At 33.3% G+C, this 25,135-nt stretch carries 24 protein-coding genes; 13 read left to right on the top strand and 11 right to left on the bottom strand.

Annotation, left to right across the window (positions count from 1 at the left end; genetic code table 11):
* Positions 1 to 167: 167 nt before the first annotated feature.
* From ACFFU9_RS14280 to ACFFU9_RS14295, 4 genes are all read left to right on the top strand, one after another.
* Entirely contained in the window at positions 168 to 1,580 is a 1,413-nt protein-coding gene (locus tag ACFFU9_RS14280; RefSeq protein ID WP_379862159.1) for a trypsin-like peptidase domain-containing protein, read from the top strand.
* 184 nt (positions 1,581 to 1,764) lie between these two features.
* Entirely contained in the window at positions 1,765 to 2,391 is a 627-nt protein-coding gene (locus ACFFU9_RS14285; protein WP_379862160.1) for a tRNA (guanine-N1)-methyltransferase, read from the top strand.
* A gap of 513 nt (positions 2,392 to 2,904) precedes the next feature.
* Positions 2,905 to 3,510: a superoxide dismutase gene (locus tag ACFFU9_RS14290; RefSeq protein ID WP_446685837.1), complete on the top strand. Its 606-nt coding sequence runs from the start codon at positions 2,905 to 2,907 to the stop codon at positions 3,508 to 3,510.
* The gene (locus ACFFU9_RS14295) at positions 3,507 to 3,974 is read left to right on the top strand and encodes a DUF2753 family protein (RefSeq protein ID WP_379862161.1); all 468 of its coding nucleotides are present in this window, start codon (positions 3,507 to 3,509) and stop codon (positions 3,972 to 3,974) included. The genes ACFFU9_RS14290 and ACFFU9_RS14295 overlap by 4 nt, the downstream gene beginning before the upstream one ends.
* 152 nt (positions 3,975 to 4,126) lie before the next feature.
* Here ACFFU9_RS14295 and ACFFU9_RS14300 read toward each other — a convergent pair whose 3' ends face one another.
* Positions 4,127 to 4,435, bottom strand: coding sequence for a hypothetical protein (locus ACFFU9_RS14300; RefSeq protein ID WP_379862162.1), 309 nt, complete (start codon positions 4,433 to 4,435; stop codon positions 4,127 to 4,129).
* Positions 4,436 to 4,731: 296 nt separating this feature from the next.
* Here ACFFU9_RS14300 and ACFFU9_RS14305 point away from each other — a divergent pair, with 296 nt between their 5' ends.
* The 4 genes from ACFFU9_RS14305 to ACFFU9_RS14320 all read left to right on the top strand — a co-directional run bounded on the left by ACFFU9_RS14305 (position 4,732) and on the right by ACFFU9_RS14320 (position 9,619).
* A complete protein-coding gene (locus ACFFU9_RS14305; protein WP_379862163.1) occupies positions 4,732 to 5,547 on the top strand; it encodes a 2,3,4,5-tetrahydropyridine-2,6-dicarboxylate N-succinyltransferase in 816 nt (271 codons plus the stop codon).
* A 282-nt stretch (positions 5,548 to 5,829) separates the two neighbouring features.
* The gene (locus tag ACFFU9_RS14310) at positions 5,830 to 7,698 is read left to right on the top strand and encodes an LTA synthase family protein (protein WP_379862164.1); all 1,869 of its coding nucleotides are present in this window, start codon (positions 5,830 to 5,832) and stop codon (positions 7,696 to 7,698) included.
* A 38-nt stretch (positions 7,699 to 7,736) separates the two neighbouring features.
* A complete protein-coding gene (locus ACFFU9_RS14315) occupies positions 7,737 to 8,804 on the top strand; it encodes a glycosyltransferase family 9 protein (RefSeq protein WP_379862165.1) in 1,068 nt (355 codons plus the stop codon).
* A gap of 59 nt (positions 8,805 to 8,863) precedes the next feature.
* Complete coding sequence (locus ACFFU9_RS14320; RefSeq protein ID WP_379862166.1) at positions 8,864 to 9,619, top strand: glycosyltransferase family 2 protein; 756 nt, start codon at positions 8,864 to 8,866, stop codon at positions 9,617 to 9,619.
* Positions 9,620 to 10,272: 653 nt separating this feature from the next.
* Here the strand turns inward: ACFFU9_RS14320 and ACFFU9_RS14325 are convergent.
* Entirely contained in the window at positions 10,273 to 11,739 is a 1,467-nt protein-coding gene (locus ACFFU9_RS14325) for a GFO_1087 family putative carboxy terminal peptidase (protein WP_379862167.1), read from the bottom strand.
* Positions 11,740 to 11,991: 252 nt separating this feature from the next.
* Here ACFFU9_RS14325 and ACFFU9_RS14330 point away from each other — a divergent pair, with 252 nt between their 5' ends.
* Genes ACFFU9_RS14330 through ACFFU9_RS14340 form a run of 3 tightly spaced genes read left to right on the top strand, consistent with a single transcriptional unit; the run spans position 11,992 to position 13,559 of the window.
* Positions 11,992 to 12,501 (top strand): GFO_1088 family ECF-type sigma factor, encoded by a 510-nt coding sequence (locus tag ACFFU9_RS14330; protein ID WP_379862168.1) that lies wholly within the window; start codon positions 11,992 to 11,994, stop codon positions 12,499 to 12,501.
* Entirely contained in the window at positions 12,488 to 12,967 is a 480-nt protein-coding gene (locus tag ACFFU9_RS14335; protein ID WP_379862169.1) for a PG0215 family putative anti-sigma factor, read from the top strand. The genes ACFFU9_RS14330 and ACFFU9_RS14335 overlap by 14 nt, the downstream gene beginning before the upstream one ends.
* Positions 12,968 to 13,001: 34 nt before the next feature.
* Positions 13,002 to 13,559, top strand: coding sequence for a GFO_1090 family protein (locus ACFFU9_RS14340; RefSeq protein WP_379862170.1), 558 nt, complete (start codon positions 13,002 to 13,004; stop codon positions 13,557 to 13,559).
* An 82-nt stretch (positions 13,560 to 13,641) separates the two neighbouring features.
* Here the strand turns inward: ACFFU9_RS14340 and ACFFU9_RS14345 are convergent, their stop codons facing one another.
* Entirely contained in the window at positions 13,642 to 13,833 is a 192-nt protein-coding gene (locus ACFFU9_RS14345; RefSeq protein WP_379862171.1) for a hypothetical protein, read from the bottom strand.
* 9 nt (positions 13,834 to 13,842) lie between these two features.
* Positions 13,843 to 15,186, bottom strand: coding sequence for an adenylosuccinate lyase (purB, locus tag ACFFU9_RS14350; protein ID WP_379862172.1), 1,344 nt, complete (start codon positions 15,184 to 15,186; stop codon positions 13,843 to 13,845).
* A gap of 339 nt (positions 15,187 to 15,525) precedes the next feature.
* Here purB and ACFFU9_RS14355 point away from each other — a divergent pair, with 339 nt between their 5' ends.
* Positions 15,526 to 15,999 (top strand): heme-binding domain-containing protein, encoded by a 474-nt coding sequence (locus ACFFU9_RS14355; RefSeq protein ID WP_379862173.1) that lies wholly within the window; start codon positions 15,526 to 15,528, stop codon positions 15,997 to 15,999.
* A 92-nt stretch (positions 16,000 to 16,091) separates the two neighbouring features.
* Entirely contained in the window at positions 16,092 to 17,336 is a 1,245-nt protein-coding gene (locus ACFFU9_RS14360) for a glycosyltransferase family 4 protein (RefSeq protein ID WP_379862174.1), read from the top strand.
* 338 nt (positions 17,337 to 17,674) lie between these two features.
* On the opposite strand, the gene ACFFU9_RS14365 is transcribed toward ACFFU9_RS14360, so the two are convergent.
* From ACFFU9_RS14365 to ACFFU9_RS14395, 7 genes are all read right to left on the bottom strand, one after another.
* Positions 17,675 to 18,337, bottom strand: a complete 663-nt coding sequence (locus tag ACFFU9_RS14365) for an aspartate/glutamate racemase family protein (protein WP_379862175.1) — start codon at positions 18,335 to 18,337, stop codon at positions 17,675 to 17,677.
* Between the two features lie 4 nt (positions 18,338 to 18,341).
* Positions 18,342 to 19,334 (bottom strand): L-histidine N(alpha)-methyltransferase, encoded by a 993-nt coding sequence (locus tag ACFFU9_RS14370; RefSeq protein WP_379862176.1) that lies wholly within the window; start codon positions 19,332 to 19,334, stop codon positions 18,342 to 18,344.
* 25 nt (positions 19,335 to 19,359) lie between these two features.
* Positions 19,360 to 20,505 carry an ergothioneine biosynthesis protein EgtB gene (gene egtB / locus ACFFU9_RS14375; protein ID WP_379862177.1) on the bottom strand — a complete coding sequence of 382 codons (1,146 nt, stop codon included), beginning with the start codon at positions 20,503 to 20,505 and terminating at the stop codon, positions 19,360 to 19,362.
* A 259-nt stretch (positions 20,506 to 20,764) separates the two neighbouring features.
* Positions 20,765 to 20,998, bottom strand: a complete 234-nt coding sequence (locus ACFFU9_RS14380) for a DUF6095 family protein (protein WP_379862178.1) — start codon at positions 20,996 to 20,998, stop codon at positions 20,765 to 20,767.
* Positions 20,985 to 21,806 (bottom strand): N-acetylmuramic acid 6-phosphate etherase, encoded by an 822-nt coding sequence (murQ, locus tag ACFFU9_RS14385; protein ID WP_379862179.1) that lies wholly within the window; start codon positions 21,804 to 21,806, stop codon positions 20,985 to 20,987. The genes ACFFU9_RS14380 and murQ overlap by 14 nt, the downstream gene beginning before the upstream one ends.
* Before the next feature lie 94 nt (positions 21,807 to 21,900).
* Entirely contained in the window at positions 21,901 to 22,716 is an 816-nt protein-coding gene (locus tag ACFFU9_RS14390) for a DUF4249 domain-containing protein (protein ID WP_379862180.1), read from the bottom strand.
* A gap of 4 nt (positions 22,717 to 22,720) precedes the next feature.
* Positions 22,721 to 25,096, bottom strand: a complete 2,376-nt coding sequence (locus ACFFU9_RS14395; RefSeq protein ID WP_379862181.1) for a TonB-dependent receptor — start codon at positions 25,094 to 25,096, stop codon at positions 22,721 to 22,723.
* Positions 25,097 to 25,135: the final 39 nt, after the last annotated feature.

Genomic DNA, 25,135 nt, shown 5'->3' on the forward strand with positions numbered 1-25,135 from the left:
ATAAGCGACAAATATATAAATATTAACCGATTTTTTGGTTGTTAATCGCACGTTAAAGTTCAAGTTAAAAACCGTTAAAACATAAATAGCGATTCAATAAACCTTTAAATTTATTCGTTATTGTCTTATTTCAAACATAATTTAAATAAAATTAAAACATATATCTAATGAAAAAAATTGTATCCTTACTATTGGTTTCTGCACTAGGTGGCATCATGGCCTTAAGTGCTTATAAGTTTTTTATAGAAGAAAATGTTTCTACAGCGCAATCCAGTAAAGAAAGTTCTGGAGCATCTTTTCTTCCCATAAACCATACGTCGAACGCGGCATTATACAAACCTTTTGACTCCCCCGATTTAACTACCGCCGCAGAAAATAGTATCCATTCTGTGGTTCATGTTAAAAACACGTCCATCCGATCCCGACAAATGACCATTGAAGACCTCTTCTACGGAAGACGATCACAGCAACCGCAAGTAGGGACTGGTTCTGGCGTTATCGTTACACCCGATGGCTATATTATAACCAATAACCATGTTATTAACAACTCCCAAGAGCTTACCGTAACTTTAAACAACAATAAAACCTATGATGCTAAAATTATTGGGTCGGATGCGAAAACGGATATTGCCTTATTAAAAATTGAAGCCGACAACGATTTGCCGTTTGCTACATTTGGAGACTCCGATCAAGTGAAAATTGGCGAATGGGTTCTTGCTGTTGGTAATCCGTTTAATTTAACCTCTACAGTTACAGCGGGTATTATTAGTGCTAAATCACGCGATTTAAGTGGCACAAACTCACAATCTTTCATACAAACTGATGCCGCCGTAAACCCAGGAAACTCTGGAGGTGCTTTGGTAAACACCAATGGAGAGCTTATTGGCATTAACACAGCTATATCCTCTCAAACGGGTTCTTATATAGGCTATTCATTTGCGGTACCAAGTAATATTGCTCGAAAAGTGATTGAGGACATTATGGAGTATGGTAATGTACAAAATGGCATTTTAGGGGTTAACGGTGGTCCTTTAAATAGTAAAACCGCAGAAATGGTTGGTGTAAATGACACTCAAGGATTTTATATAGAAGGTGTTGTGGAAGATTCTGGAGCTAAGAAAGCTGGTTTAAAAAAGGGAGATATTATAAAAGAAATTGACCAAGTTAAGATTTCAAAATTCTCAGATTTAAGTGGTTATCTAAGTACAAAACGCCCTGATGATATTGTAAAGATAACTTACTCACGAGACGGAAAATTAAATACTGTTCCAGTTACATTGGTTAGAAATGAAACTACCGTAATTCCTTTAGTGGGTCAAGTCAAAAATGCCAGTAAAGAAGATTTAAAAAAATTTAAAGCTGGTCATGGTGTGAAAATTATAGAACTAAACACTAAATATGCAGAGTATTGGGAAAAAAACGGAATTAAGCCTGGAACAATCATTACCGCTATAAATGATACGAAGGTAAACTCGGTGGATGATGCTCAAAACATATTAAAGAACAGCTCGCCTAATCAACCTTTAAGAATTGAAATTATAAATGCTAACGGCGAAAAAGAACGTTATAATTTTAGATAAAAAAAATAATCTAAAGATGTTTATTTAAAAACATCTAAAATATTTTTCGAACCGTATATAATTTAGCCTCACTTTTGTGAGGCTTTTTATTAAAACAAATGCTAGTTTCTTTTAAAACAAGCACTATATAAACAATATTTTATAACTTGCGAAAATTTAGCAATCTATATTAAACTACTCATAAATGAAATCTATTCCATTACTACTTTTAACAGTAGCACTTTTTACTTGCTCTTTCACATCATTCTCACAAGCTGATACAGATGAAGACAAGCTATCTTTAAACAGCGGCACTATAGATAATCAGTTTGACTTTGTAATACAAAAGTCTAACGGCTGGAGAGATGAAAGGGGACAAACTTACAAGGTGATAAGAAGTAATTGGTTAACAGATTTAAAAGCCCACACCTTAGATAGTTTAAAAGCAGTTAAAAAAGATTTAGTAGACACTCAAATTGTTGTTAAAAGTCAAGATAAAGAAATATCTGACCTTAAGACGAATTTATCTAACACTAAAAATGAATTAGAAAACACACATGAAGAAAAAAACAATATGGCCTTGTTTGGTTTACAAATGAGCAAGACCAATTATAATGTGCTCATGTGGTCTATTATTTTAGCACTACTTGTCTTATTACTCTTTTTTATCTATAAATTTAAAAACAGCAATGCCATTACAAGGTTGGCACAGGACAACCTTGCTGAAGTAGAAGAAGAGTTTGACGAACACCGAAAAACAGCTTTGGAACGTGAGCAAAAAGTACGTCGCCAGCTCCAAGATGAAATCAATAAGCAAAAACTTAAAAAATAACTCATTTATTCCTTTTGGATTTTCAGTTTTGGACTTAAATTTTAAGGTCTAAAAAAACTTTTATAATATTTTATTTTAACGTCTTCTAAAACCACTTTAATTACAAAGTGGTTTTTTTATTTCTACCTATGTCTTGTAAAAAGCATCTTGTAAATCTACAAAGAATAGATCCTTTACAACCTCAAAACTTAAAAGTAAAGAATCCAATTACCATACTATTTGGTAGGCCATTACTACTTTATCGAATTACTTTTAAAATGTTGAGTCGGTTTTTTTTTGGGGACTCAAATAAAGCAACCATATTTTTACTTCATTAGTATTTTAAAGCCATGGCACCCCATACTTTTAAAAAGACAAAAAACAAATTTAGATTACTCTAAATGTTTTATTAGCTGAATCTAATTTAATATATTTGCCATGTAATATTATTACGGAAAACACTTTAAGGCATCACCATTTAATTTATGTCTATAAGTAAATACCATAATTCACTAAAACACTAAAATGAAAATGATTGACATTACATTGGATTTACCGGAGTTGCCTTATCCATTACACGCATTAAATCCTATTATTTCGGAAGAAACTTTTAATTATCATTATGGCAAACATCATGCGGCCTATGTTAATAACCTAAACAAAATGGTTAAAGACACGTCTTTAGAAGCATTTAGCGTAAAAGATATAATTAAACATGCTAAGCAAGAAAAAAACTCTGGATTATTTAATAATGCAGCACAGCACTGGAACCATAGTTTTTTCTGGAACTGCCTGTCTCCAAATGGTGGCCAAGAGCCTTCGGGGCATATAAAAAGCCTTATTAACAGAGATTTTGGTGATTTTGAAAGCTTTCAGGAAATCTTTTCAAATACAGCAACGCAATTATTTGGAGCAGGTTGGGCATGGTTAGCACAAAATGAAAATGAAACATTAGAAATAATCCCTATGAAAGATGCCCATACGCCATTAACAGAAAACAAAAAACCAATTCTAACCTTGGATGTTTGGGAACATGCGTATTATATAGACTACAAAAATGCTCGTCCGAAATTCGTTGAAGCATTCTGGGACATCGTTAACTGGGATTTTGCAAATGAAAATTTAAAAAAACAGCTATGAGCGACACCTGTTTAAAACGTATAGAAAATTACTGGAAAGCTAAAACGGAAGCCTCGAATATTTTATTTAATAAAGGACGGTACGAAGAAGCGCTATTAGGATACCGAGATGCTTTATACCGCTCTGAAGTCTTAAATAACAATCGGCTTAAATGTCAAAAATTAGAAATTCCTTTTATACAACTGTACATTATATCCTGTAATAATATTGCCAATACTTATGAAGAGCTCGGTAACCTTATAGAAGCTGAAAAAATGCTGAAGCAAAGTATTTATTTTACCCTGCATCTTATGAGTTCAAAAAGCATTGTCCAAAATGATATTCACTCTGAATTGAAACGGGCAACTTTAACCTATTATGAGTTTACTGAAAAGAATGGCCATTTAAAAATAAACAAGCAGCAACTCTTCAATAGACTAACAAAAGAACTATCTCTTTATAGCAGTATAGCGCTTAAAAACTAAAGTTTTAGAGCTTCTTAGAAAACTCAATAACAGCTATTTCAAAGCCTTATGCCCCTTGTATTTAACAAAAAAGACCGTCTTACAATAAATAAGACGGTCTTTTTAAATGGACAATTAATCTTAAAAATTAAATAATATTCGAACCTAAATTTTCAAACTAGCTTTATTTTGTTTTTTTGTGGGAACATTAAACTAATGTGATCTACATTTCTTAAACGGTTTAGATAAAGTCTAATGTCACTAGTGCTTTTTACAATACTCTTCTTCTTTATGGAATCAATCGGCACATCTTCACAAACCGTTTCTTTAATCCAGGTGCTATGTATTTCTGTAGCAACGTTAGCACCTATAGCACGAACCGTTTTAATGCGTGACGGAACTTCAACTGTTATCTTCTGGTTTTCTGCACTTGCGAGAGAAAAAGAAATCAATAAAACCAATAAGATATAATATTTTGCCATCGCCCTTTGTGTACCTTGATAAAACCAAATATAAAGCCGCAGGACACCTTAAACACAATATATTAGCTATAAGCCCTAGGAAACTCGATAACTAGTGAAATGACATTTTTTTATCGACAAACAGATTAACTACCTGTTTTTAATGATTAAAAACATGAGAAATACATTTCATCGTATATTTTATATTTTTAAAAGGAAAATTCTTTTTTTTGAAATCAGTATTAGAGATTTATTAACGGCTTTACTTTTAAAAATAGGACATAGAATGCTATATTTGCTTCAAACAAAAAACACCAATGACAGAATTACAGAACATCATAGAGAAAGCTTGGGATAACCGAGATTTATTAAAAGATACGGCAACAACTTCAGCCATTAGAGAAGTTATTGAATTACTTGATAAAGGTAAAGTTCGCGTTGCCGAACCAGTTGCAAACGGATGGCAAGTTAACGAATGGGTAAAAAAAGCAGTGGTTTTATACTTCCCCATACAAAAAATGGAAACTTTAGAGGCTGGTATTTTTGAATACCATGATAAAATGCCTTTAAAAACCAATTATAAAGAACAAGGCGTTCGAGTTGTTCCAGGCGCTTCAGCAAGACAAGGCTCTTACTTGTCTCCTGGCACTATTTTAATGCCAAGTTATGTAAATATCGGTGCTTATGTAGATGAAGGAACCATGGTCGATACTTGGGCAACCGTTGGTAGTTGTGCACAAATTGGTAAAAACGTCCATTTGTCTGGCGGTGTTGGCATTGGAGGGGTTTTAGAACCTTTACAAGCGGCTCCTGTAATTATTGAGGATAATGTATTTATAGGCTCACGCTGTATCGTTGTAGAAGGTGTGCACGTAGAGACTGAAGCTGTTTTAGGCGCTAATGTGGTACTTACCATGAGTACAAAAATAATAGATGTTACAGGAGATACGCCTGTTGAAATGAAAGGACGTGTACCTGCACGCTCTGTGGTAATCCCAGGAAGTTACACCAAAAAATTTCCTGCTGGCGAGTATCAAGTTCCTTGTGCTTTGATTATTGGAAAACGTAAAGAAAGCACCAATAAAAAAACATCATTAAATGACGCACTACGTGAAAACGATGTCGCTGTTTAATTTACAGCAACAGTAAATGCAATAAAAACTTGAAATCTCAGATTAACTTTAATCTGAGATTTTTTTTATTAAACCATTTTTTAAATTTCTACATATTATAACTCAAAGTCCTTCAAGAATAGAAGCTCTTAAAACGATTAAAATAAGACCTAATATCTATTAGAAACTAGGCATTCTTCTAAACCTGTTTTTGTTTATATTTGAATGCAAAATTAAATGAGGTATCTCTTATTTCCCAAACTTTGAACTTACACACTTTCCAGGTGTTATAATTTTTATTGTATGTCAAATTATATCAAGAGTTTTGAACTCTTTTTTAAACGTATTGTTTTAGTTGTTTTAACATATCAAGTATGTCGTTTATTGTTTTTATACTTCAATCTTAAAACTTTTAACGACCTTAGTTTTAATGTATTTTTAGGAGGGTTAAGGTTTGATTTCTCTGTTATTGCTTATACCAATATTGTTTTTGCCCTATTACATTTAATCCCTGGAAATTTCAAATATGCTTCTGCATATCAAAATCTATTAAAAGTGACTTTCTTTTCGGTTAACTTCCTGTTTATCCTTACTAATTTTGTAGACTTCAAATATTACGACTTTACAGGTAGACGGAGCTCATATAGTATGATTACCGCAAAAGGTATGGAAAATGAAATTGGCGGATTGGTCTTTTCTTTTTTAGCCGAGTTTTGGTACTTGCCTCTTATCGCCATTATTTTAGCTGTTGTATTTTGGAAACTACTCCCCGATTTAAAACACCCCATAAGTCTTAAAAAGACGCCTTTAAAAATAGCATTAAAACAGGTAGGCTTATGCTTATTGGTTTTAAGCAGTTTAGCTGTTTTTGGCAGAGGTGGTTTTCAAAAAAAACCTTTACGTATTGTAGATGCTGCTAATTATGGTGCTATAAACCATTCCTCCCTAGTATTAAACACCCCTTTTTGTATTTTAAAAACCATAGGAAAAAATGAATCGTTAAAAAAAATGGCATTTTATACAAAAACAGAATTAGACAGTGTCTATAGCCCTGTTTTAGAAATAGCTCCAAAACATCCCCGTAATAACAAAAATATTGTTATTCTTATTTTAGAAAGTTTTGGTAGAGAGAACTTAAATATAGGTCAAACTCCTTTTTTAGATTCTTTAATCACCCAATCCTATTATTTTAAAAACGGTTTTGCAAATGGCAGATTATCAATAGATGCAGTACCGTCTACCCTTTCCAGTATTCCTGGCTTATTAAATCAATCTATTATTACCTCTAGTTATTCTTTAAACAACGTTTATGGTCTACCTAAAATATTAAAAGACAATGGGTATTACACTTCCTTTTTTCATGGTGCTTTTAACGGAAGCCAGAATTTTGACCAATATTGTAAGGTTGCCGGTTTCGATGACTATTTTGGAAAAAATGAATATGAAGGCCCGGAGTCCTTCGACGGTAAATGGGGCGTTTTTGATGAAGAGTTTTTACAGTTTTTCAACTCAAAACTAAGTACATTTCAACAGCCTTTTTTTACTACCCTTTTCACAATTTCATCACACAACCCCTATACCATACCTGAACGATACATCGGTAAATTTCCCAAAGGAACAACGGAAATACAAGAATCTATTGCCTATTCAGATTATGCTTTAAAACAATTTTTTAAATCTGCTCAACAAGAAGCTTGGTACAAGAATACTCTTTTTGTAATTACAGCAGACCATACCTCTGTTAACCCATCATCGGATGTGTTTAGAACTCCTGTTGGTAAATTTCGAGTTCCTATTTTATTTTTTGATCCTTCAAATACGACTTTAAAAGGGGAAAGCCAAAAAAACTTACAGCAATTAGATATTATGCCCTCTGTAATAGACTATTTAGGAATTCAGGCAAAAATTATAAGCTACGGCAAGTCTTACACTTCAGAAGAAGATTTTGTTGTGTATTTTTTAGATAACATCTATCATGTTATTATGGGAGATTATTATTTGGCCTTTTCTGGAACGGAGTCTTTAGCACTATATAATATAAAACAAGATCCCTTATTAAAAAAGAACCTTTTAAAAGAACTTCCTGATAAAACCAAAGCTTTAGAAACTTTTATAAAAGCCTATATACAGTCTTTTAATGAACGTATGATTGATAATGATTTAATCTTATAGCATATACCAAATAAAAAAGAATCTTAAAATTTACCACTATGAAAATTTTAGTAATTCAACAAAAAATGATTGGCGATGTGCTTACAAGCAGCATTTTATTTAAATTTTTACGAGCCAAATACCCAAATGCACTTTTAGATTATCTAATTAATGAACACACCTTACCCGTAGTCCAAAACAATCCAAATATTGATAATTTTATTTTATTTACTAAAGAAGAAGAAAGCAGCAAACCTGCACTTCTAAAATTCTCAAGAAAGATAAGACAAACAAAATATAATGTTGTTATTGATGTATATTCGAAACTATCCAGTAATGTGATCACCCTTTTTTCTGGTGCAAAAACTAAAATTTCTTATTACAAACCTTATACTGTACTTATATACACCCATAATATAAGAAGAATTAACAAAGCCGACAACATGTCTAGCTTAGCGATTATAAACCGCTTACAATTATTAAAACCTCTAGATATTGAGGTAAACACAGCTGTTCCAAAAATATATTTAACTCCCGAAGAAATTTCTAAAAGCAAGCATTTTTTAATTAACAAACAAATAGACTTTACGAAACCAATTTTTATGATTAGTGTTTTAGGAAGCGGAGCAAACAAAACCTATCCTTTTCCTTATATGGCGAAAGTTATAGATCGTATTGCAAAGCAAACACAAGGTCAAATTTTATTTAATTACATACCAAATCAAGAAGAGCAAGCCAAAGCAATCTATATTTTATGCGAGCCAAAAACACAAACGCAAATCTTATTCAATGTCTTTGGTAAAAATCTTCGTGAATTTCTCGCTATTACAAAGCATTGTGATGCCTTAATTGGAAATGAAGGTGGTGCAATTAATATGGCCAAAGCCCTAAATATTAAAACATTTTCTATTTTTTCGCCTTGGATTGACAAGGATACTTGGGGCCTTTTTGAAGATAATAGAACACATGTTTCTGTACATCTAAAAGACTATAGTCCTGAAATTTATAATAATAAAACAGAAAAAGACATGAAAAAAGATGCGTTAGAAATTTATCGTGATTTTTATCCAGACTTATTTGATGAAAAATTAAAAGTCTTTTTGCAGCAAACCATAAGTCATAAATAATAAAGCTTAAGGTTTTTAAGCCAATTCCATTTAACCATTACCACCATATTATAAACCGAATGAAAAAAATTACCGCAATTATACCCACGGGAAATGAAATTCACAATATTGAAGCTGTTATAGCTTCTGTTAATTTTGCTGATGAAATACTAGTCGTGGATAGTTTAAGTACAGATGGCACTTATGAAAAGGCCCTAGAACTTGGCGCAAAAGTGATTAGGCGTGATTACGAATATTCTGCGTCTCAAAAAAACTGGGCCATCCCTCAAGCATCTCATGAATGGATTTTATTGGTAGATGCTGATGAGCGCGTAACCCCAGAACTTAAAAATGAAATAATAGAGCTTCTTAAAAACCCCAAAGAAGGTGTAGTGGCCTATTGGATTAAAAGATTGAACCACTTTATGGGAGAACCTGTGCATTATAGTGGTTGGCGAAACGATTCGGTAATTCGTTTGTTTAAACGGGATTCTTGTAAATATCAAGACAAACATGTGCATGCTGAAATTATTGCCAATGGCGCCATTGGAAAGTTAACGAACAAACTATATCATAACACTTATATTACTTTTGATAAGTATATCGAAAAAATGAACCGTTACGCCACATGGCAAGCTAAGGATTATGACAAAAAAACAGGACAACTAACGCCTTATCATTTTATACTCAAACCCTTTTGGGGATTCTTTAAGCATTACGTAGTGCAAAGTGGTTTTAGAGACGGAGTGGTTGGCCTAACCATAGGGTATATTCAAGGTTATGTTATATTTATGCGCTATGTAAAATTATGGCTATTAAGAAGAGGCTTGGAATAAATTATTTATCTAAAAACAAAGCATCTATCGTTTTTTTGCAGTTTTTCCACGTATAAGGCTCCACATTTTATATCGGATTTTGAGTAACCCAGCACTCCAAATGACTCTTAGCGATAGGATAAGGAAGTTTCTAAATTTTGAAAGCGAAACGCTACATTCAATTATTAGAAATGAAAAAAATTAACAACAGAAAAGAGCACTGTAATCATAATTCAAAACTAGAAATAAAATGAAATATTTAATTTACTGATGATTATTTTATCAATGATTGGATCCTGTAAAATGAAATTTTAAATAAAAAGTTAGCTCATAAAAAAGTCACAGAAGCTCATGACAATATCTATTTAGAAAGTGAAACGTAGAGTACAACTATAGATTTTATATGTACGATATTGAGTTTATACGAGCAGACAAACTACAATGGAAATGCACATAAGACGATGAAAAAAGAGCAGATGAGAATTATCCAACCCTATATCTTAATAGGCATTCGCTTTTATATTTTGGATAAAACAAAGTAATAAATTATTATCCCGACTATTAACCTGAAAAGCAACACCATAAATTGCTTTTTGGTACAGTGCCAATGCAGAATCTTTTTCCGTACTCCAATTGAAGTGGGTTTTGTTTTTTTTAACTCAAATTAATGATTGTTAGTTATTAAAAGTCGTATTTTCAATATACATTTCTTTTTCAAATCTTGTTGAAAGCGCTTCTACTTGAAGCGTTTTGTGAGGTTTTAATTTTGAAACATTAGATTTCGTTGTAACGCCCCTAATATCATCAAGTGCCGCTTTTAAAACCACTTCGTTTTCATCTCCAAACGCTTTAATACTATTCCAATACTGTGCTTCTTCCACCTCAATATCTGGGTTAAATCCTTGAGTATAATCACTTTCACCGTTTTTATTAAAAATCTGAAAAACGATAGGCTGCATCGCTTTTGTATGGGTTGGATTTGCCAATTGTCGGCCTTGGAAATCTGTCGCTGGTGTATCATATAATGTTATAGATCCCACATTTTTACCATAAGTTGTAGTACCTACTAATTTTACAGAAGGCATATAGGGTTTTAATCCATTAATAACCATCTCACTAGCCGATGCCGTGTCATCAGAAGTTAAAATATATAGGCCTTCTAGCATATTCAACCTGTTAATCTCCTCTACTCCTATTTTGACATCATTGGTATCAAAAACCTGTAATTGGTTCGAAAAATGATACGCATGATTTTCGTTAGTATGTTTATCGTTAAATTTTAAAATTGCAAAAGGATCTGTTCCTGCATCGGCATAAATCATGCTTGATAAATAAGCAGATGTTAAGACCGACCCGCCTCCATTTAACCTTAGATCAAGCACCAAAATATTTATATTTTCATTTTTAAAAACCGAAAAAGCCGCGTTAAGCTCATCGTGATACGCTGTTCTAAAACTGTTATATACCAAATACCCCACTTTTTTTCCATTTATATTAGGAAACACTTTCGTTACATGTACGGGGTTTTCAGAAAGCACCACAGATGCGATGGTTTTATCAGCCAGAGGACTAAACACACCATTGTTTTCAGAAACAAAAGATAAGGTTACACTTTCGTTTGATAAATGAGTTGCAAGATCATTCAAGTTATTTATATTTAAAACACTACCATTTATAGCATTTATAAGATCCCCTCTTTTAATACTGGCCTTACTACCTGGGGAATGGTTCGCAACGTATTTGACAAACAAAACAACGTCACCATTTGCATGGGTTTGAATGGCTTGAAATTTTAAACCAAAAGATTTTGAAATCCCTTGAAACTGCTGTTGCAAAGCGATATAATCTTCTACAAACCAAGAAAAACGATCGGTTTCGGCATATTGAAACCTTAAACTATTAAATAGCGCTTTAGGAGAATCAAATTGATTTAAGTACGCTTCATAAGCATCTGTATCATCATCTTTAGTATCTGAAAGTTCTGGAACTTCCAATTGCCAATTGTACCACGAATTCATGCCTTTCCAAACAAAATCGTTTATTGAGCTGTTAGTCGACGGATGATCATCGTTATCTTTATAACAACTGGTTATAAAAAAAGTGAGACATAAAATTACAAATGGAGCTTTAAAATTTTTCAAGGGACGTTTTATTATAAGTAATCTATAAAACCTTAAATTTACTTACAATTTTTTGTAATAAAAAAATAAATAAAACATTTGTTACGCTCTCAAATCAGAATAAAACAACCACTATGGGGGAGCTATACTTTTGATAAATAAGTCCAAAAAGTAAAATTCAGGAATTTAAGTGGGTTTTTAATGTAACAAAACAGAAAAGCAGTCGTCTTAATAACAAATAGCCGTTATACGCTTTTTTAAATGCAACCAAAAATGACTCCAATAGAGTTTTTAAATAAGGTAGCTCCTTTTAAAGATAAGGTGTTTCGCTTAGCAAAGCGATTACTGGTTTCTAAAGAAGAAGCTGAAGATGCCACCCAGGAGATTCTGTTGAAATTATGGAACAATAAAACCAAAATTGAAACCTATAAAAATTTAGAAGCATTCTCTATGACGATGACAAGAAATTTTTGTTTTGATAAATTAAAATCGAAACAAACACATAACCTAAAAATTATCCATAGTAATTATGAAGACAAAAGCACTCCATTGGGAAAGCAAGTAGAGTTAAATGACAGTATAAATTGGGTAGAAAAAATAATAGAAACATTACCAGAACAGCAAAAAACGATTATTCAACTTAGAGATATAGAAGCTTATAGTTATAACGAAATAGCCGAAATACTGGAAATGACTAATACAGCAGTGCGTGTTGCCCTATCGAGAGCAAGAAAAACCATTCGTGAAAAACTGATTAACATCCACAATTATGGAATTAAATAATATAGAAGTATTAGTAGAAAAATACGAAAATGGAAAAACAAACTTGAATGAAGAACAGCAATTAAAAATTTACTTTTCTCAAGAAAATATTGCGCCCCATCTAGAGGCATACCGTATTATGTTTACTTATTTTAGAGAAAACAAACAAGAGCAATTTACTAAAGCCCCACGATTTAGCACAAGAAAAAGTCGTTTTTACAAATGGATTCCCGTAGCAGCAGCCCTCCTTATATTAATGGGGATTTACTATACAAAGACAGTAAACAACAATGATTTAGGAACTTTTAACGATCCAGAAATAGCTTTAATAGAAGTCTCCAAATCCCTAGAAATGATTTCCGAACACTTTAATAAAGGGGCAGCCACTGTAGGATACCTTGAAGAAGTAAATAGAGGCACAGCTACTCTTGGGTATCTTAATGAAATTGAAAACACCGTACGCATCATTTTTAAACCTTATAACTAAAAGCAAAATGAAAATAATATTAAATATAAAACCAATGAAGAAAAAATCTATATTAATTATAATGGCCCTTATTTTACTTCCAGTAACGGGTATGGCACAGAATATTTTTGACAAGTATAGCGACGATACCAATGTTACCTACGTGTCCATCAAGCCAAAAATGTTTCAAATGATTGCTAAAATAGGTATAGATACTGAAGATGCCGAAGCCATGGCATATATGGACATGGTAAAAAGCATTACCAGTTTTAAGACCATCGTTACCGATAATAAAAGTATTTCTGAAGATATTGCAAAGTGGGTTAAATCCTCATCAAACACTTTAGAAGAGTTAATGGAAGTAAAAGATGAAGGCTCGGAAGTAAAATTTTATGTAAAAGAAGGTAAAGATAGCGACCATGTAAAGGAGCTGCTCATTTTTGTAAATGGTATGGACAAGATTTTAAAAGAATCTGTTGAAGTTGACGGTAAACAAAGAAAAATAGAAACTGTAATCGTCTCGTTAACGGGTGACATAAATTTAAATGAAATATCAAAGCTCACCGATAAAATGAACATTCCCGGAGGGAAGCATTTGGGCAAAAAGAAATAGCTAAATATCTGTTCACTAAAAAAGGTCTTTCATTAATTTTGAAAGACCTTTTTCTATTTTTTTTTATGAAAGCAAATTAATATTACTCCTCCGTATCCACCTTATCGTTTTCACTAGATTTGGTTACCATATATATATTTAACACAAAAGTAATGAGCATAATACTAAGTACGGTTAGAACTATAAAATTATCTAAAACACCCAAAATACCTGTAATAAATATGCAGGCTATAATACATCCACAAAGAATTAGAGATTGAGTGTCGTTTAACATAATTTAAATTTATATTCCTGTATAATTACTAGGCGTAATACGTTTTAATTCTTCTTTTATGGTGTTCGAAACCTCTAAAGTATCGATAAAATTTGAAATAGACCTTTGGTTTATTTTCTCATTGGTTCTTGTTAAGCCTTTTAAAGCCTCGTATGGATTAGGATACCCCTCACGACGAAGAATCGTTTGAATGGCTTCTGCTACCACTGCCCAATTGTTTTCTAAGTCTTCGGCAAACTTGCTCTCATTCAACAATAATTTCCCCAAGCCCTTTAGGGTAGATTTAAACCCGATTATCGTATGTCCAAAAGGAACGCCAACATTTCTTAAAACAGTACTGTCCGTTAAGTCGCGTTGTAATCTTGAAAGTGGAAGCTTAGCGGAAAGGTGTTCGAAAACAGCATTTGCAATACCTAAGTTTCCTTCACTATTTTCAAAATCAATCGGATTTACTTTATGTGGCATAGCAGAACTGCCTACTTCACCAGCTTTTATTTTTTGTTTAAAATAATCCATAGACACATAGGTCCAGAGGTCTCTATTTAAATCAATAATAATGGTATTAATACGCTTTAAGGTATCAAATAAAGCGGCCATATGGTCATAATGTTCTATTTGTGTGGTAGGAAACGAGTGGTACAACCCCAAGTTACCTTTTACAAACGTACCACCAAATGCTTTCCAATCAATATGCGGATAAGCCACATGATGTGCATTAAAATTTCCTGTAGCACCACCAAATTTTGCAGCATTAGGTATAGCGTTAAGTAAATTAAACTGCTCTTCCAAACGCACAGCAAACACCTCAATCTCTTTACCCAATCGTGTAGGAGAGGCTGGTTGCCCGTGGGTTCGGGCTAACATAGAAATTGTTGCCCAGTCTCTAGATAAGGTTTTTATTTTATCCAAAAGAATTGAATATTCTGGAATATACACCTCATGTATCGCTTCCTTAATACTTAAGGGAATAGCAGTATTGTTAATATCTTGAGAAGTCAATCCAAAATGGATAAATTCTTTATATTTTGATAAATTTAAAGCATCAAACTTTTCTTTTATAAAATATTCTACTGCCTTAACATCATGGTTGGTAACACTTTCTATTTTTTTTATAGCAAGTGCATCTTCCGAAGAAAAATTTTTATATATCGCTCTCAAATCATCAAAACGATCTTTAGGGACAGATTCCAGCTGTGGTAAAGGGATTTCGCAAAGTGCGATAAAATACTCAACCTCAACTAAAACACGATATTTAATTAAAGCTTCCTCTGAGAAATATGGAGCTAATTCGTTTACTTTATTCCTGTAACGGCCATCAATTGGTGAAATGGCACTTAGTGATGATAATGGCATTTTAATTTTGTTTTTTTAGAAGCTGTAAATATAGCTTTTTTACACGGAAGACAGAGAATGAAAGCATGAAGTTTTTCCTGCCAATAAAAATCAAGTCTCTTATATCTGTCTTAAAATACGGCATGTTATAGCCCTAAAACCATAACGTAGCTTTTAAAAACTTGCGTTTAGAAAAGCGAAGCCCTGCATGGGGCCACTCGTTTATCGGCTTAGCTTAAATGTTTTCTATATATGTGTGTTTATTTAATTTAATTCCTCTTATACGGGTTTTGTAGTTAAATGAAATTAGTATTTTTATACTATAAATTAAAAAAACCATAGAGGAGTAAAAAGAAATAGATGAAAACACTTAAAAGACTCGTATTCTTTTTAATTATAATCCTTTTAATAGCACAGTTTTTCAATCCCAAAAAAAACCAAGGTAATCTAAAATCTTTAGAGTATTTCTATGAAGATACAACCCCTCCAGAACACGTAAAAATCATACTTAAAAAAAATTGCACGAATTGCCATAGCAATGTAACACATTACCCTTGGTATAGTACCCTAACACCTCTAAATTTTTGGATTGCAAAACACGTAAAAGAGGGGAAAAACCATTTTAATATGTCCAATTGGCAAGGAAATGCGACCAAAAGAAAAGCCCAAAAATTTGAAGCATTAATTAAAATGTTTAAAACAAAGCAGATGCCCTTACCCCCCTACACATGGTACCATAATCAGGCAAAGCTAAATGACACCGATATAAAAGAAGTTGTAAATTGGGCTAAATTAGTACGACTAAAATATGGTTTAGAACCTATGCCGGAATAACTTTGATGCCTTTAAAGTAAAAATTATAACTAAAACATTTGCTACCACTTGTTTCGGAGTTTATATTTTAACAAAAAAATACTATTTCGTTTATGAATAAACATTTATTGGTTATCGGTTTTGTTTGGCCAGAGCCTAAAAGCTCTGCTGCTGGAAGTAGAATGATGCAATTGCTTTTGGCCTTTCAAGCCCAAGAGTACCACATTACATTTGCTAGTCCCTGTGCTAAAAGCGAAAATGCTTTTAATCTGGAAGATATTGGCATCACACAAGCTTCTATTACTTTAAACGATTACAGCTTTGATGAATTTATAAAAAAATTAGATCCAAGCGTAGTGCTTTTCGATCGCTTTATGATGGAAGAGCAGTTTGGCTGGCGTGTAGCAGCACAATGCCCAAATGCGTTTCGGGTTTTAGATACCGAAGACTTGCATAGTTTACGCAAAGGCAGACATCAAGCTTTTAAAGATAAAAAAAACTTTGATGATGCTTATTTATTCAACGACACTGCAAAACGGGAAATAGCTAGTATTTACAGATGTGACTTGAGTTTGATAATTTCTGAAGCTGAAATGGCCCTACTAATAAATCGGTTCAAAATAGACAAATCTTTATTGTTCTACTTGCCTTTTATGTTAGACAGAATTCCTGAGCACGCTATTGCCCAACTTCCAAAATTTAAGGAACGCCAGAACTTTATCAGTATTGGTAATTTTTTACACGAGCCCAATTACAATGCGGTATTATATTTAAAAGACCGCATATGGCCGCTTCTGCGCAAGCAATTACCTAAAGTAAGCTTAAATATTTATGGCGCTTACGCCTCACAAAAAGTAAATCAGCTACATAATGAAAAGGACGGTTTTCTAATAAAAGGTTTTGCAGATAATGCGCATAAAGTCATGCAAGAAGCTAAGGTGTGCCTTGCTCCTATTAGGTTTGGAGCTGGCTTAAAAGGCAAATTAGTAGATGCTATGCAAAACGGAACGCCTAGTGTTACTACAAATATTGGAGCAGAAGGCCTTTATGGACATACAGAACCCAATGGTTTTATTGAGGATAACACGGAGGAATTTGTTAATAAAGCAGTTCTATTATATCAAAATGAAACACTTTGGAATACCTGTCGCGACTATGGTTTTAAAACCGTTAATAAACGTTTCGATAAAATATCGCTTCAAAAACAATTATTTAATAGGATAACAGAAATATCCCAACACCTAAAGACGCACAGAACACACAATTTTATAGGTCAAATGCTCCAACATCATACCATGCAAAGCACAAAGTTTATGAGTAAATGGATTGAAGCCAAAAATGCTGACTACAAAAAATAGGGTTTTGGTCGTTTTCAACCTATTATGAAAACTATAGTTCTGAAAACGAGATAAAGATTACTAACAAATACCGTCGTCTAAAACTACACCTAAAACACCAACTGCTTAATTATAAAACACATACAAAACCTTAGCGTATTTATACATGGCAGATATGATAAATTGATATCCCCTTTAAATCTTAGAAATGATAGACGGAGCGCCTCTTTAAACGAACGGTGTTTTTAATGCCGATGAATATTAGTTTGTGGTAGTCCTTATTGATAATTCTGGAAATGCCCAGATATTTAAAGGCTGTTTTAGTTTAATTAGAGCATGAGCCCTTCTGCCCCCATGCTTTAAAACGATTGTTGCAAAGCATTTTCAATTTGAAGCTGTGCCAAGTCTAAAACTCGTGCAGAAGATCTTAACTTACTATTAATAATAGAAAGCTCTGTACATGCTATCAATACAGTAGATGTTTTGCAATAGCGTTCTAAAAGGACTTTAAATAGTTTCAAATGACTTTCTGAGGCTTCTGCTTTATACAGGCTTTGTCTTAAAGAATCTAAAGTATTAATATCGTTTAAAGCTGGGGCGTTTACAGCTACACCCATCGCTTCTAATTTAGATTTTACGTACACAGACTCCATGGTGTATTTCGAGCCAAATATAGTCACCTTTTGAGCCTTATGATGCTTTAAAGCGGAAAGGGCTAATGAAATAGGGTGGATAATGGGGTAATCGAAATTTCCTAAATCATAAGTTTCATGTAGTGTGATATTTGGAATAATACAGGTATCAATATCAAACTTAAAGCAAGCGTTTAAATGCTGTTCTAGTTCTGGAAGCAAAGTTTCAAATTGATTTGGTAAATGGGAGTTTATCTTATGAAAATCGACATTATATACCATGCACGGAAACGTATGGTAGCCTCCTCTTTCTTTATGATATTTTTTATTCAATTCTTCTAGATAAAACAGAGTACTTCGGCTGCCCAAACCTAAAATTCCTATCACCATTATATTATTTTTTAATTTTTTCCAAAATGAAATCTGCAAAATAATTATTGGAATCCATTAATTTATCAATAATTTTTAAGTTTGAATCCTTTAAAAGCGCATTTAAAACGGTTTCATTATATTTTCTAGAGGTTTCTGTATGGATACGTTCCCCTTTTTTTAATATAAATGTTTTATTTAATGCCCCAATTTTAACCTGTTGTGTTGTTAGACTTTTTAAAAAGCTTTGAGCAATGCCTTCTTTTTCGTCATATTCCGGGTCGTGTACAAACATATCCAAATTAAAATCAGCGTCTAACTCCCTATTGATGCGTTCTAGTAAATTAAGGTTAAACCGGCTGGTGATGCCTTGTGCATCATGATAAGCTGGCAATACAATATGCTTGGGTTTTATAAGGTCTACACCTAAAACCACTTTATCATTTTCATGCAATGCTGTACTGAGTTTTTTTAAAAACTCGGCTGCTTTTGCGTCGCTTAAATTTCCAATGTTAGATCCTAAAAAAAGTAACACTTTAGGTTTTTCGTAAGTTTTGATATCCTCTAAAACATTAAAATAATCGCCTTGTTTTGTATTGATCTTAATATTGGGCAGTTCTACATGGATTGTGCTTTCTAATTGTGATAATGCATTTTTTGAAATATCAACAGGCAAAAACGTAAACTTAAATCCCTGATTATCCAATACTTTTAGTAATTCCTTGGTTTTGGTACCGTCTCCCGCTCCTAACTCAATTAAATCAAAGTCCGTTTTATGGTTTATTTTTAATACTGAAATTAAATCTTGGGTTTTGTTTTTAAAGATATCATATTCAGCATTCGTGAGATAGTATTCGGGCATATTCATGATTTCAACAAATATGGCATCCCCTTTTTTATCATAGAAGTACTTTGAAGGTAAATATTTTACTGTCGCCGATAGCCCTAAGTCCACTTCGTTTTTAAAATGCGTACTAGCTGTACTTTTTATAACTGTTTTCTTTAACGTTGTTTGCATGTTAGGGTCTGATTTTATTTTTTGTTTATTTCGCGAGTCTAATACCGGTAACCTGCCATTGGGTTTCTGCTGGAAAAAAATTTCGATAAGTAGGTCTGCTGTGGTTTTTTGATGTGGCCGTAGAAGCCCCTCTTAAAACCATTTGGTTTATCATAAATTTACCGTTATATTCTCCTGCGGCACCTTCAGCTATCTTAAAATTAGGATAGGGCAAATATGCCGAGTTGGTCCATTCCCAACGTTTTCCCCATTGCAATTGGTGAGATGCGACTTCCCATTCAAACTCCGTTGGAAGCCTATAACCTGCCCATTGGGCAAACGCCGCCGCCTCGTAAAAAGACACATGCGCTATAGGATGTTTTGGATCCAAAGGTTTTAGACCAGAAAGCGTGTACTGGTGCCAAGAGCCTTTTATGCCTTTCCAATATAATGGTTTTTTAATATTTTCTTGCTGAATCCATTGCCAACCTTGATCAAGCCAATACGCAGGATTTTCGTAACCACCATCATTAATAAAATCCATATAAGAAGCATTGCTCACTAAGTGCTCTGATATTTCAAAAGGCTCTAAAAACACACGGTGTTTGCTCAATTCATTATCATAACAAAAAGCTTTAGAATCATGCCCTATAGCGTATATACCAGCTTCAATAGGAATCCAACCCGGCGCTTCATTATCTTGCTCTACCAAAGTAGTCTCCCAAAATTTTGGATAAGTCGGGTTATGGGAAAATGTATATTTTAAATCGGTTAAGAGCAATTCTTGATGTTGTTGCTCATGATTGATTCCTAACACAATCATTTTCAAAATCTTATCAGAAACCTCTTCATTCAAAAGACTCACTATTTTAGCATCTACATGCGCGCGATATTCAAAAATTCTTTTATGGTTTGGGCGCGTTATGAGGCCTCTATTTTCACGCTTTATACGCTCGCCTAAACTGTTATAATAACTATTAAACAAATAGCCAAAAGACGCATCGAAAACGGTATAGCCTGGAACATATACTTTCAATATCATTTCTTCAAAAAACCAGGTAGTATGTGCTATGTGCCACTTAGGAGGACTAGCAAAACATGCAGATTGTGGCGTGTAATCTTCTGGCTGCAAATGCTTGCAGAGTTGTTCTGTATAGTGTCTGGTGTCGAGATAATCTTTTAAAACCGTCATAGATTATCAAAGATACCAAGGAATTACTAAAGATTATAAATGGATAGGTCTTTAATATTAACCGATTTAGACTGAATATTAACCCAAAACACCAATTAGGAACGAGCAGTACCAATTTTATAGTATTAATGAACTTGTAGAGTAAACTTTGTATTAGCTTTTTATTTTGAAGTTAATTATAATGTCTTCCAAAAAAGACTGCTCCCTACAAAATGACATGTATAAACTTACAGCATTTCACAATTAAGGTATTGAAAGTTTATTTTTTTTTGAACATACTATCCATAATAGTATTGATTCCTTTAAAGGCAAGAAAAACAGCAAGAGAACATAATGCAACACCTACAATGAGAATAGGGATATAAAGTGGCTTTTCTTTATTAGAGAGTGCTATATGGAGCATAACCGGCCCTGAAAACATACAGGCTAAAGAGCCTCCCATAATTTTTAATCCTTTAACTAATAAGTCTTTATTTGTTCTATCTGTTTCCATGATTATAATTTTGAATGGCCAAACGCACACTTCCAAATTCTTTTAATAAGTGTTTTGCTTCTTCCTTAGGGATATTAAGTTCCGACATAATCATTTGCGCTCCCCTATCTACAAGTTTATTGTTGCTTAGCTGCATATCTACCATTTTATTTCCTTTAATATGTCCCAATTGGATCATGGTAGTTGTCGTTATCATATTAAGGACTAGTTTTTGAGCCGTACCCGCTTTCATTCTGGAGCTTCCTGTCACAAACTCAGGTCCTACAACAACTTCAACAGGAAACTGTGCCGTTTTCGACAAAGGACTATCTTTATTACACGTTACACAACCTGTAATGATATTATTTTTGTTGCATATTTCTAATGCGGCAATTACATAAGGCGTCGTACCCGAAGCAGCAATACCAACTACCACATCTTTTTCCGAAATCTGATAGGCCTGCAGATCCTCCCAACCTTCTATTATGGAATCTTCAGCAAATTCAACAGCTTTTCTAATAGCAGTATCCCCACCGGCAATAATGCCAATAACCAAATCGAAAGGTACACCAAAGGTTGGTGGACATTCTGAAGCATCCAAAACGCCTAACCTGCCACTGGTTCCTGCTCCAATATAAAATAATCGTCCGCCTTGTCTCAATTTCTCTACTATTTGCTCGACCAAATTTTCTATTTGGGGCAAAGCACGTTCTACGGCAAGCGGAACGTTTTTATCTTCATTATTTATGTTTAAGAGTAAATCTTTAATAGTCATCTTCTCTAAATGATTGTAAAGAGAATCCTGTTCTGTCGTTTTTATGAAATCCATAAGTTAAAAATACATAAATTTATATTGATGCTAAAGATTTGATACTTAGCCTTATTTCTATGATAATACTGCAAAGCATATCTCAAAAGTCATTTTATTTTATTATATGAACCACCTGATCGGTTTCAGAAAGCCTGAAATACCCTAAAGGAAAATTATCGGGATTGGTCTGGTTTATACAATTCCCTCTTACTGTTGCAGGTTGCACTTCAAAAGGTCCTCCAGATTGATCTGCGGTTTGTTGCAATAGGATAAACATGAAATCATAAAATTGTTTTGAAATACCATGATTGCTAATCGTTATCTCGTCCCCTAATGCCGTATCGCTATCTGAATAAAAAGCAAAAATTTGATTTCCATCTGTAAATTCATCATTATAAACCTCTAAACTAACAACAGGCAGATTGTTATTTGAAAATTCGAAAAAATAAAAATTCTCTTGGTTAGGAGGATCGCTATAAAATGCTTTTAGTGCATATGCTTCTCCAGAAAAACCGCTGTTATTTTTTTGTGTTACAGAATCTATTGGTGTTACGGCCATAAGGGTTTCTGTAGCCGTATAAGTTTCTTGATTATAAATAATCGTTAATGTATAAACCCCTCCTAAAACCGGGATAAAGTTATTGTTTTTGTAAACCCCTGTATCTTCTTCTTCAATAAAATTAAAAACGCTACCATCTGCATCTGTAATCGTTACAGTAGCCTGGTTTGCTGCGGGCACTTCTGTATCGAAATACGGCGCTGTTAATGATAATTTAATACTTTGCTGACTTCCCGAAGTCCCTTTAAGCCATTTAATAGAGGCATCTATTACTAAGCGTGGTTCGCTTGTGGGTACTTGCACTTCTATAACATCTTGACAAGAAACCATACATAGAATTATAGTCAGTATAAATAAAAAAGTTCTCATAAATTTAAAATTTAAAATTATAGGAAATAGACGGTATAATTCCAAATATGGCAAGTCGCGTTGCCTCATTGACACCTGTATCGGTATTCTTGGAAAAAGAAATAGAGGCCGCATTTCGTCTGTTATAAATATTATATATACCAAATACCCAATAGCTTTGCAAGCCTTTGTTTTTATCAGGTTTTGGTACATAAGTGGCCGACAGGTCCAAACGATGGTATGCTGGTAATCGATTTGAATTTCGATCACTAAAATTAGGGATCGTTACGTTATTATAAGTATATTGAGCGTTGGGATATGTTGTAGGCTGCCCCGTTTGAAAAAGGAAATTAGAGTTTAACTTCCATTTTTTATTCCATTGATAACTACCTGTTAGTGAAATATCGTGGGTTTTATCATAAGGCGTATGGTACCAATCGCCATTGTTTATTCCGGTTTCCGAGGCTGTTCGGCCTTTTGTTTGCTGTTCGGATTTAGATAAGGTATAAGCCAGCCACCCCTTAAACCGTCCTTCATTTTTCTTAAACAAAATCTCTAATCCATATGCTTTCGCCCTTCCGTTTAAAATAATTTGTTCGATAGCATTATTTGCTATTAAATTAGCACCATCAACATAATCAATTCTGTTTTTAACGGTTTTATAAAAACTTTCAAGTTCCAGAGAATACGCCCCATCATTAAAATTTCTAAAATACCCTATCGCAAACTGATCTAATAATTGGGGTTTAATATATTTTCCGCTAGGTGCCCAAACATCTAAAGGTGTAGGAGAACTGGTATTTGATAATAAATGTAAATATTGGCTCATTCTATTGTAACTCCCTTTAATCGAGGAGTCGCTATTCAATTGATAAGCCATAGAAAAACGAGGTTCTAAATTATGAAAAGAAGCTATAACATCACTTCTTTTATAAGATTTTGAATCTATAGGAGTAGCTTTTTCATAAATTTTAGAATTATGATTAAATGTTACCGCTTGATTGTTTGCATAGGTATTGAGTTCGTTTTGCCCTAACCTAAAGAAAGCACTTAACCTTAAGCCATAAGATAAAGCTAGTTTATCTGCTAACTGGTGTTCCACATCAACATAAACAGCATTTTCAAAAGCATATTTATCCGTAAGTTTAAAGGGATTAATCCCAGATGTGGTTCCTGTAGGCTTTATATCCCCTGGATTAAATTTATAATACATACTATTTAAGCCATATTGCATTTTGAATGTATTACTCAAGTAATGTTTAAAATCATATTTAACATTGAAATTACGAATACCCGAAACCCAATCGAACTCTACAAAATTGAGCTTTAAACCATAATAATAATCGGAGTATATAAACGAAAGGTTAGAAAATAACTTATCCGAAAAAAGGTGGTTCCATCTAAAATTCAAAATAGAATTCCCATAAACATTCTCAAAGGTATCCTGAATATTAAAGACATCGCGACCAAAATATCCAGAAACATACACATTATTCCTATCGTTTATTTTGTAGCTCAATTTTGTATTCAAATCATAGAAATAAGCAGCATTGTCAATATCAAAAACGGGCAGAAACAAATGGGCGTAACTCGATCTTCCGCCCAACAGAAAGGCACCTTTATCTTTTTTAATAGGACCTTCCACAAGGAGCCTGCTGGCCACAATACCAATGCCGCCATTGGCATGATAGGTTTTACTATTGCCTTCTTTTTGATAAATATCAAGCACAGAAGCGACTCGCCCACCATAACGTGAAGGAATTCCTCCTTTATAGAGTTTCAGGTCTTTAATGGCATCTGGGTTAAAAACAGAAAAGAATCCAAATAAATGAGATGCATTGTAAATGGTCGCCTCATCTAAAAGGATTAGATTTTGATCGGCTGCACCTCCGCGAACATTAAAACCAGAGGCTCCTTCTCCTCCACTGGTAACACCAGGCAATAACGTGATTGCTTTAATAATATCGGACTCACCCAATACAACAGGTATTTCTTTAATACTAGAAGATGTTAAACTATTGACGCTCATCTGGGGCGTTTTTATATTTAGTTTTTCGATATTTTCTGTAATAAGAACTTCATCTAAGCTTTCCAGTGCATCTGTTAAGCTAAAATTTTTAGTGATGTTTTCTGAAAGAGTAATCGTTTCCGATTGTGTTGAAAAACCCAAATAACTAATAACAACCTTATAAGTACCTTTTGGAAGTGTTATCGAATAAAACCCATATTCATTTGTAGTGGTTCCAGCTTGGATTTCAGGAAATATAATATTAACGCCAATAAGAGTTTCATTACTTTCGGCCTCAGAAACAACGCCTCTTATGGTATATTTTTCTTGACTGTAAAGCTGTGGAAAAGTGAAGTATAAAATTATTAAAAGGGATAAAACCGTTTTTCTCATTTGTTTTATTTAAATATTAAAAATATAAAAAAAGCTCCT

It is taken from the genome of Mariniflexile ostreae (assembly GCF_042427585.1).
GTDB classification, from domain to species: domain Bacteria; phylum Bacteroidota; class Bacteroidia; order Flavobacteriales; family Flavobacteriaceae; genus Pseudalgibacter; species Pseudalgibacter ostreae.

What these genes read in the sequence shown, in the direction of transcription:
- ACFFU9_RS14335 (WP_379862169.1), top strand. Translation starts at nt 12,488, where the DNA reads ATGGAATTAAATAATATAGAAGTATTAGTAGAAAAATACGAAAATGGA.
- ACFFU9_RS14365 (WP_379862175.1), bottom strand. Translation starts at nt 18,337, where the DNA reads ATGGTGATAGGAATTTTAGGTTTGGGCAGCCGAAGTACTCTGTTTTAT.
- ACFFU9_RS14370 (WP_379862176.1), bottom strand. Translation starts at nt 19,334, where the DNA reads ATGCAAACAACGTTAAAGAAAACAGTTATAAAAAGTACAGCTAGTACG.
- egtB (WP_379862177.1), bottom strand. Translation starts at nt 20,505, where the DNA reads ATGACGGTTTTAAAAGATTATCTCGACACCAGACACTATACAGAACAA.
- ACFFU9_RS14300 (WP_379862162.1), bottom strand. Translation starts at nt 4,435, where the DNA reads ATGGCAAAATATTATATCTTATTGGTTTTATTGATTTCTTTTTCTCTC.
- ACFFU9_RS14390 (WP_379862180.1), bottom strand. Translation starts at nt 22,716, where the DNA reads ATGAGAACTTTTTTATTTATACTGACTATAATTCTATGTATGGTTTCT.
- ACFFU9_RS14355 (WP_379862173.1), top strand. Translation starts at nt 15,526, where the DNA reads ATGAAAACACTTAAAAGACTCGTATTCTTTTTAATTATAATCCTTTTA.
- ACFFU9_RS14360 (WP_379862174.1), top strand. Translation starts at nt 16,092, where the DNA reads ATGAATAAACATTTATTGGTTATCGGTTTTGTTTGGCCAGAGCCTAAA.
- ACFFU9_RS14295 (WP_379862161.1), top strand. Translation starts at nt 3,507, where the DNA reads ATGAGCGACACCTGTTTAAAACGTATAGAAAATTACTGGAAAGCTAAA.
- ACFFU9_RS14280 (WP_379862159.1), top strand. Translation starts at nt 168, where the DNA reads ATGAAAAAAATTGTATCCTTACTATTGGTTTCTGCACTAGGTGGCATC.
- ACFFU9_RS14285 (WP_379862160.1), top strand. Translation starts at nt 1,765, where the DNA reads ATGAAATCTATTCCATTACTACTTTTAACAGTAGCACTTTTTACTTGC.
- ACFFU9_RS14315 (WP_379862165.1), top strand. Translation starts at nt 7,737, where the DNA reads ATGAAAATTTTAGTAATTCAACAAAAAATGATTGGCGATGTGCTTACA.
- ACFFU9_RS14380 (WP_379862178.1), bottom strand. Translation starts at nt 20,998, where the DNA reads ATGGAAACAGATAGAACAAATAAAGACTTATTAGTTAAAGGATTAAAA.
- ACFFU9_RS14340 (WP_379862170.1), top strand. Translation starts at nt 13,002, where the DNA reads ATGAAGAAAAAATCTATATTAATTATAATGGCCCTTATTTTACTTCCA.
- ACFFU9_RS14305 (WP_379862163.1), top strand. Translation starts at nt 4,732, where the DNA reads ATGACAGAATTACAGAACATCATAGAGAAAGCTTGGGATAACCGAGAT.
- purB (WP_379862172.1), bottom strand. Translation starts at nt 15,186, where the DNA reads ATGCCATTATCATCACTAAGTGCCATTTCACCAATTGATGGCCGTTAC.
- ACFFU9_RS14310 (WP_379862164.1), top strand. Translation starts at nt 5,830, where the DNA reads ATGTCAAATTATATCAAGAGTTTTGAACTCTTTTTTAAACGTATTGTT.
- ACFFU9_RS14320 (WP_379862166.1), top strand. Translation starts at nt 8,864, where the DNA reads ATGAAAAAAATTACCGCAATTATACCCACGGGAAATGAAATTCACAAT.
- murQ (WP_379862179.1), bottom strand. Translation starts at nt 21,806, where the DNA reads ATGGATTTCATAAAAACGACAGAACAGGATTCTCTTTACAATCATTTA.
- ACFFU9_RS14395 (WP_379862181.1), bottom strand. Translation starts at nt 25,096, where the DNA reads ATGAGAAAAACGGTTTTATCCCTTTTAATAATTTTATACTTCACTTTT.
- ACFFU9_RS14345 (WP_379862171.1), bottom strand. Translation starts at nt 13,833, where the DNA reads ATGTTAAACGACACTCAATCTCTAATTCTTTGTGGATGTATTATAGCC.
- ACFFU9_RS14330 (WP_379862168.1), top strand. Translation starts at nt 11,992, where the DNA reads ATGACTCCAATAGAGTTTTTAAATAAGGTAGCTCCTTTTAAAGATAAG.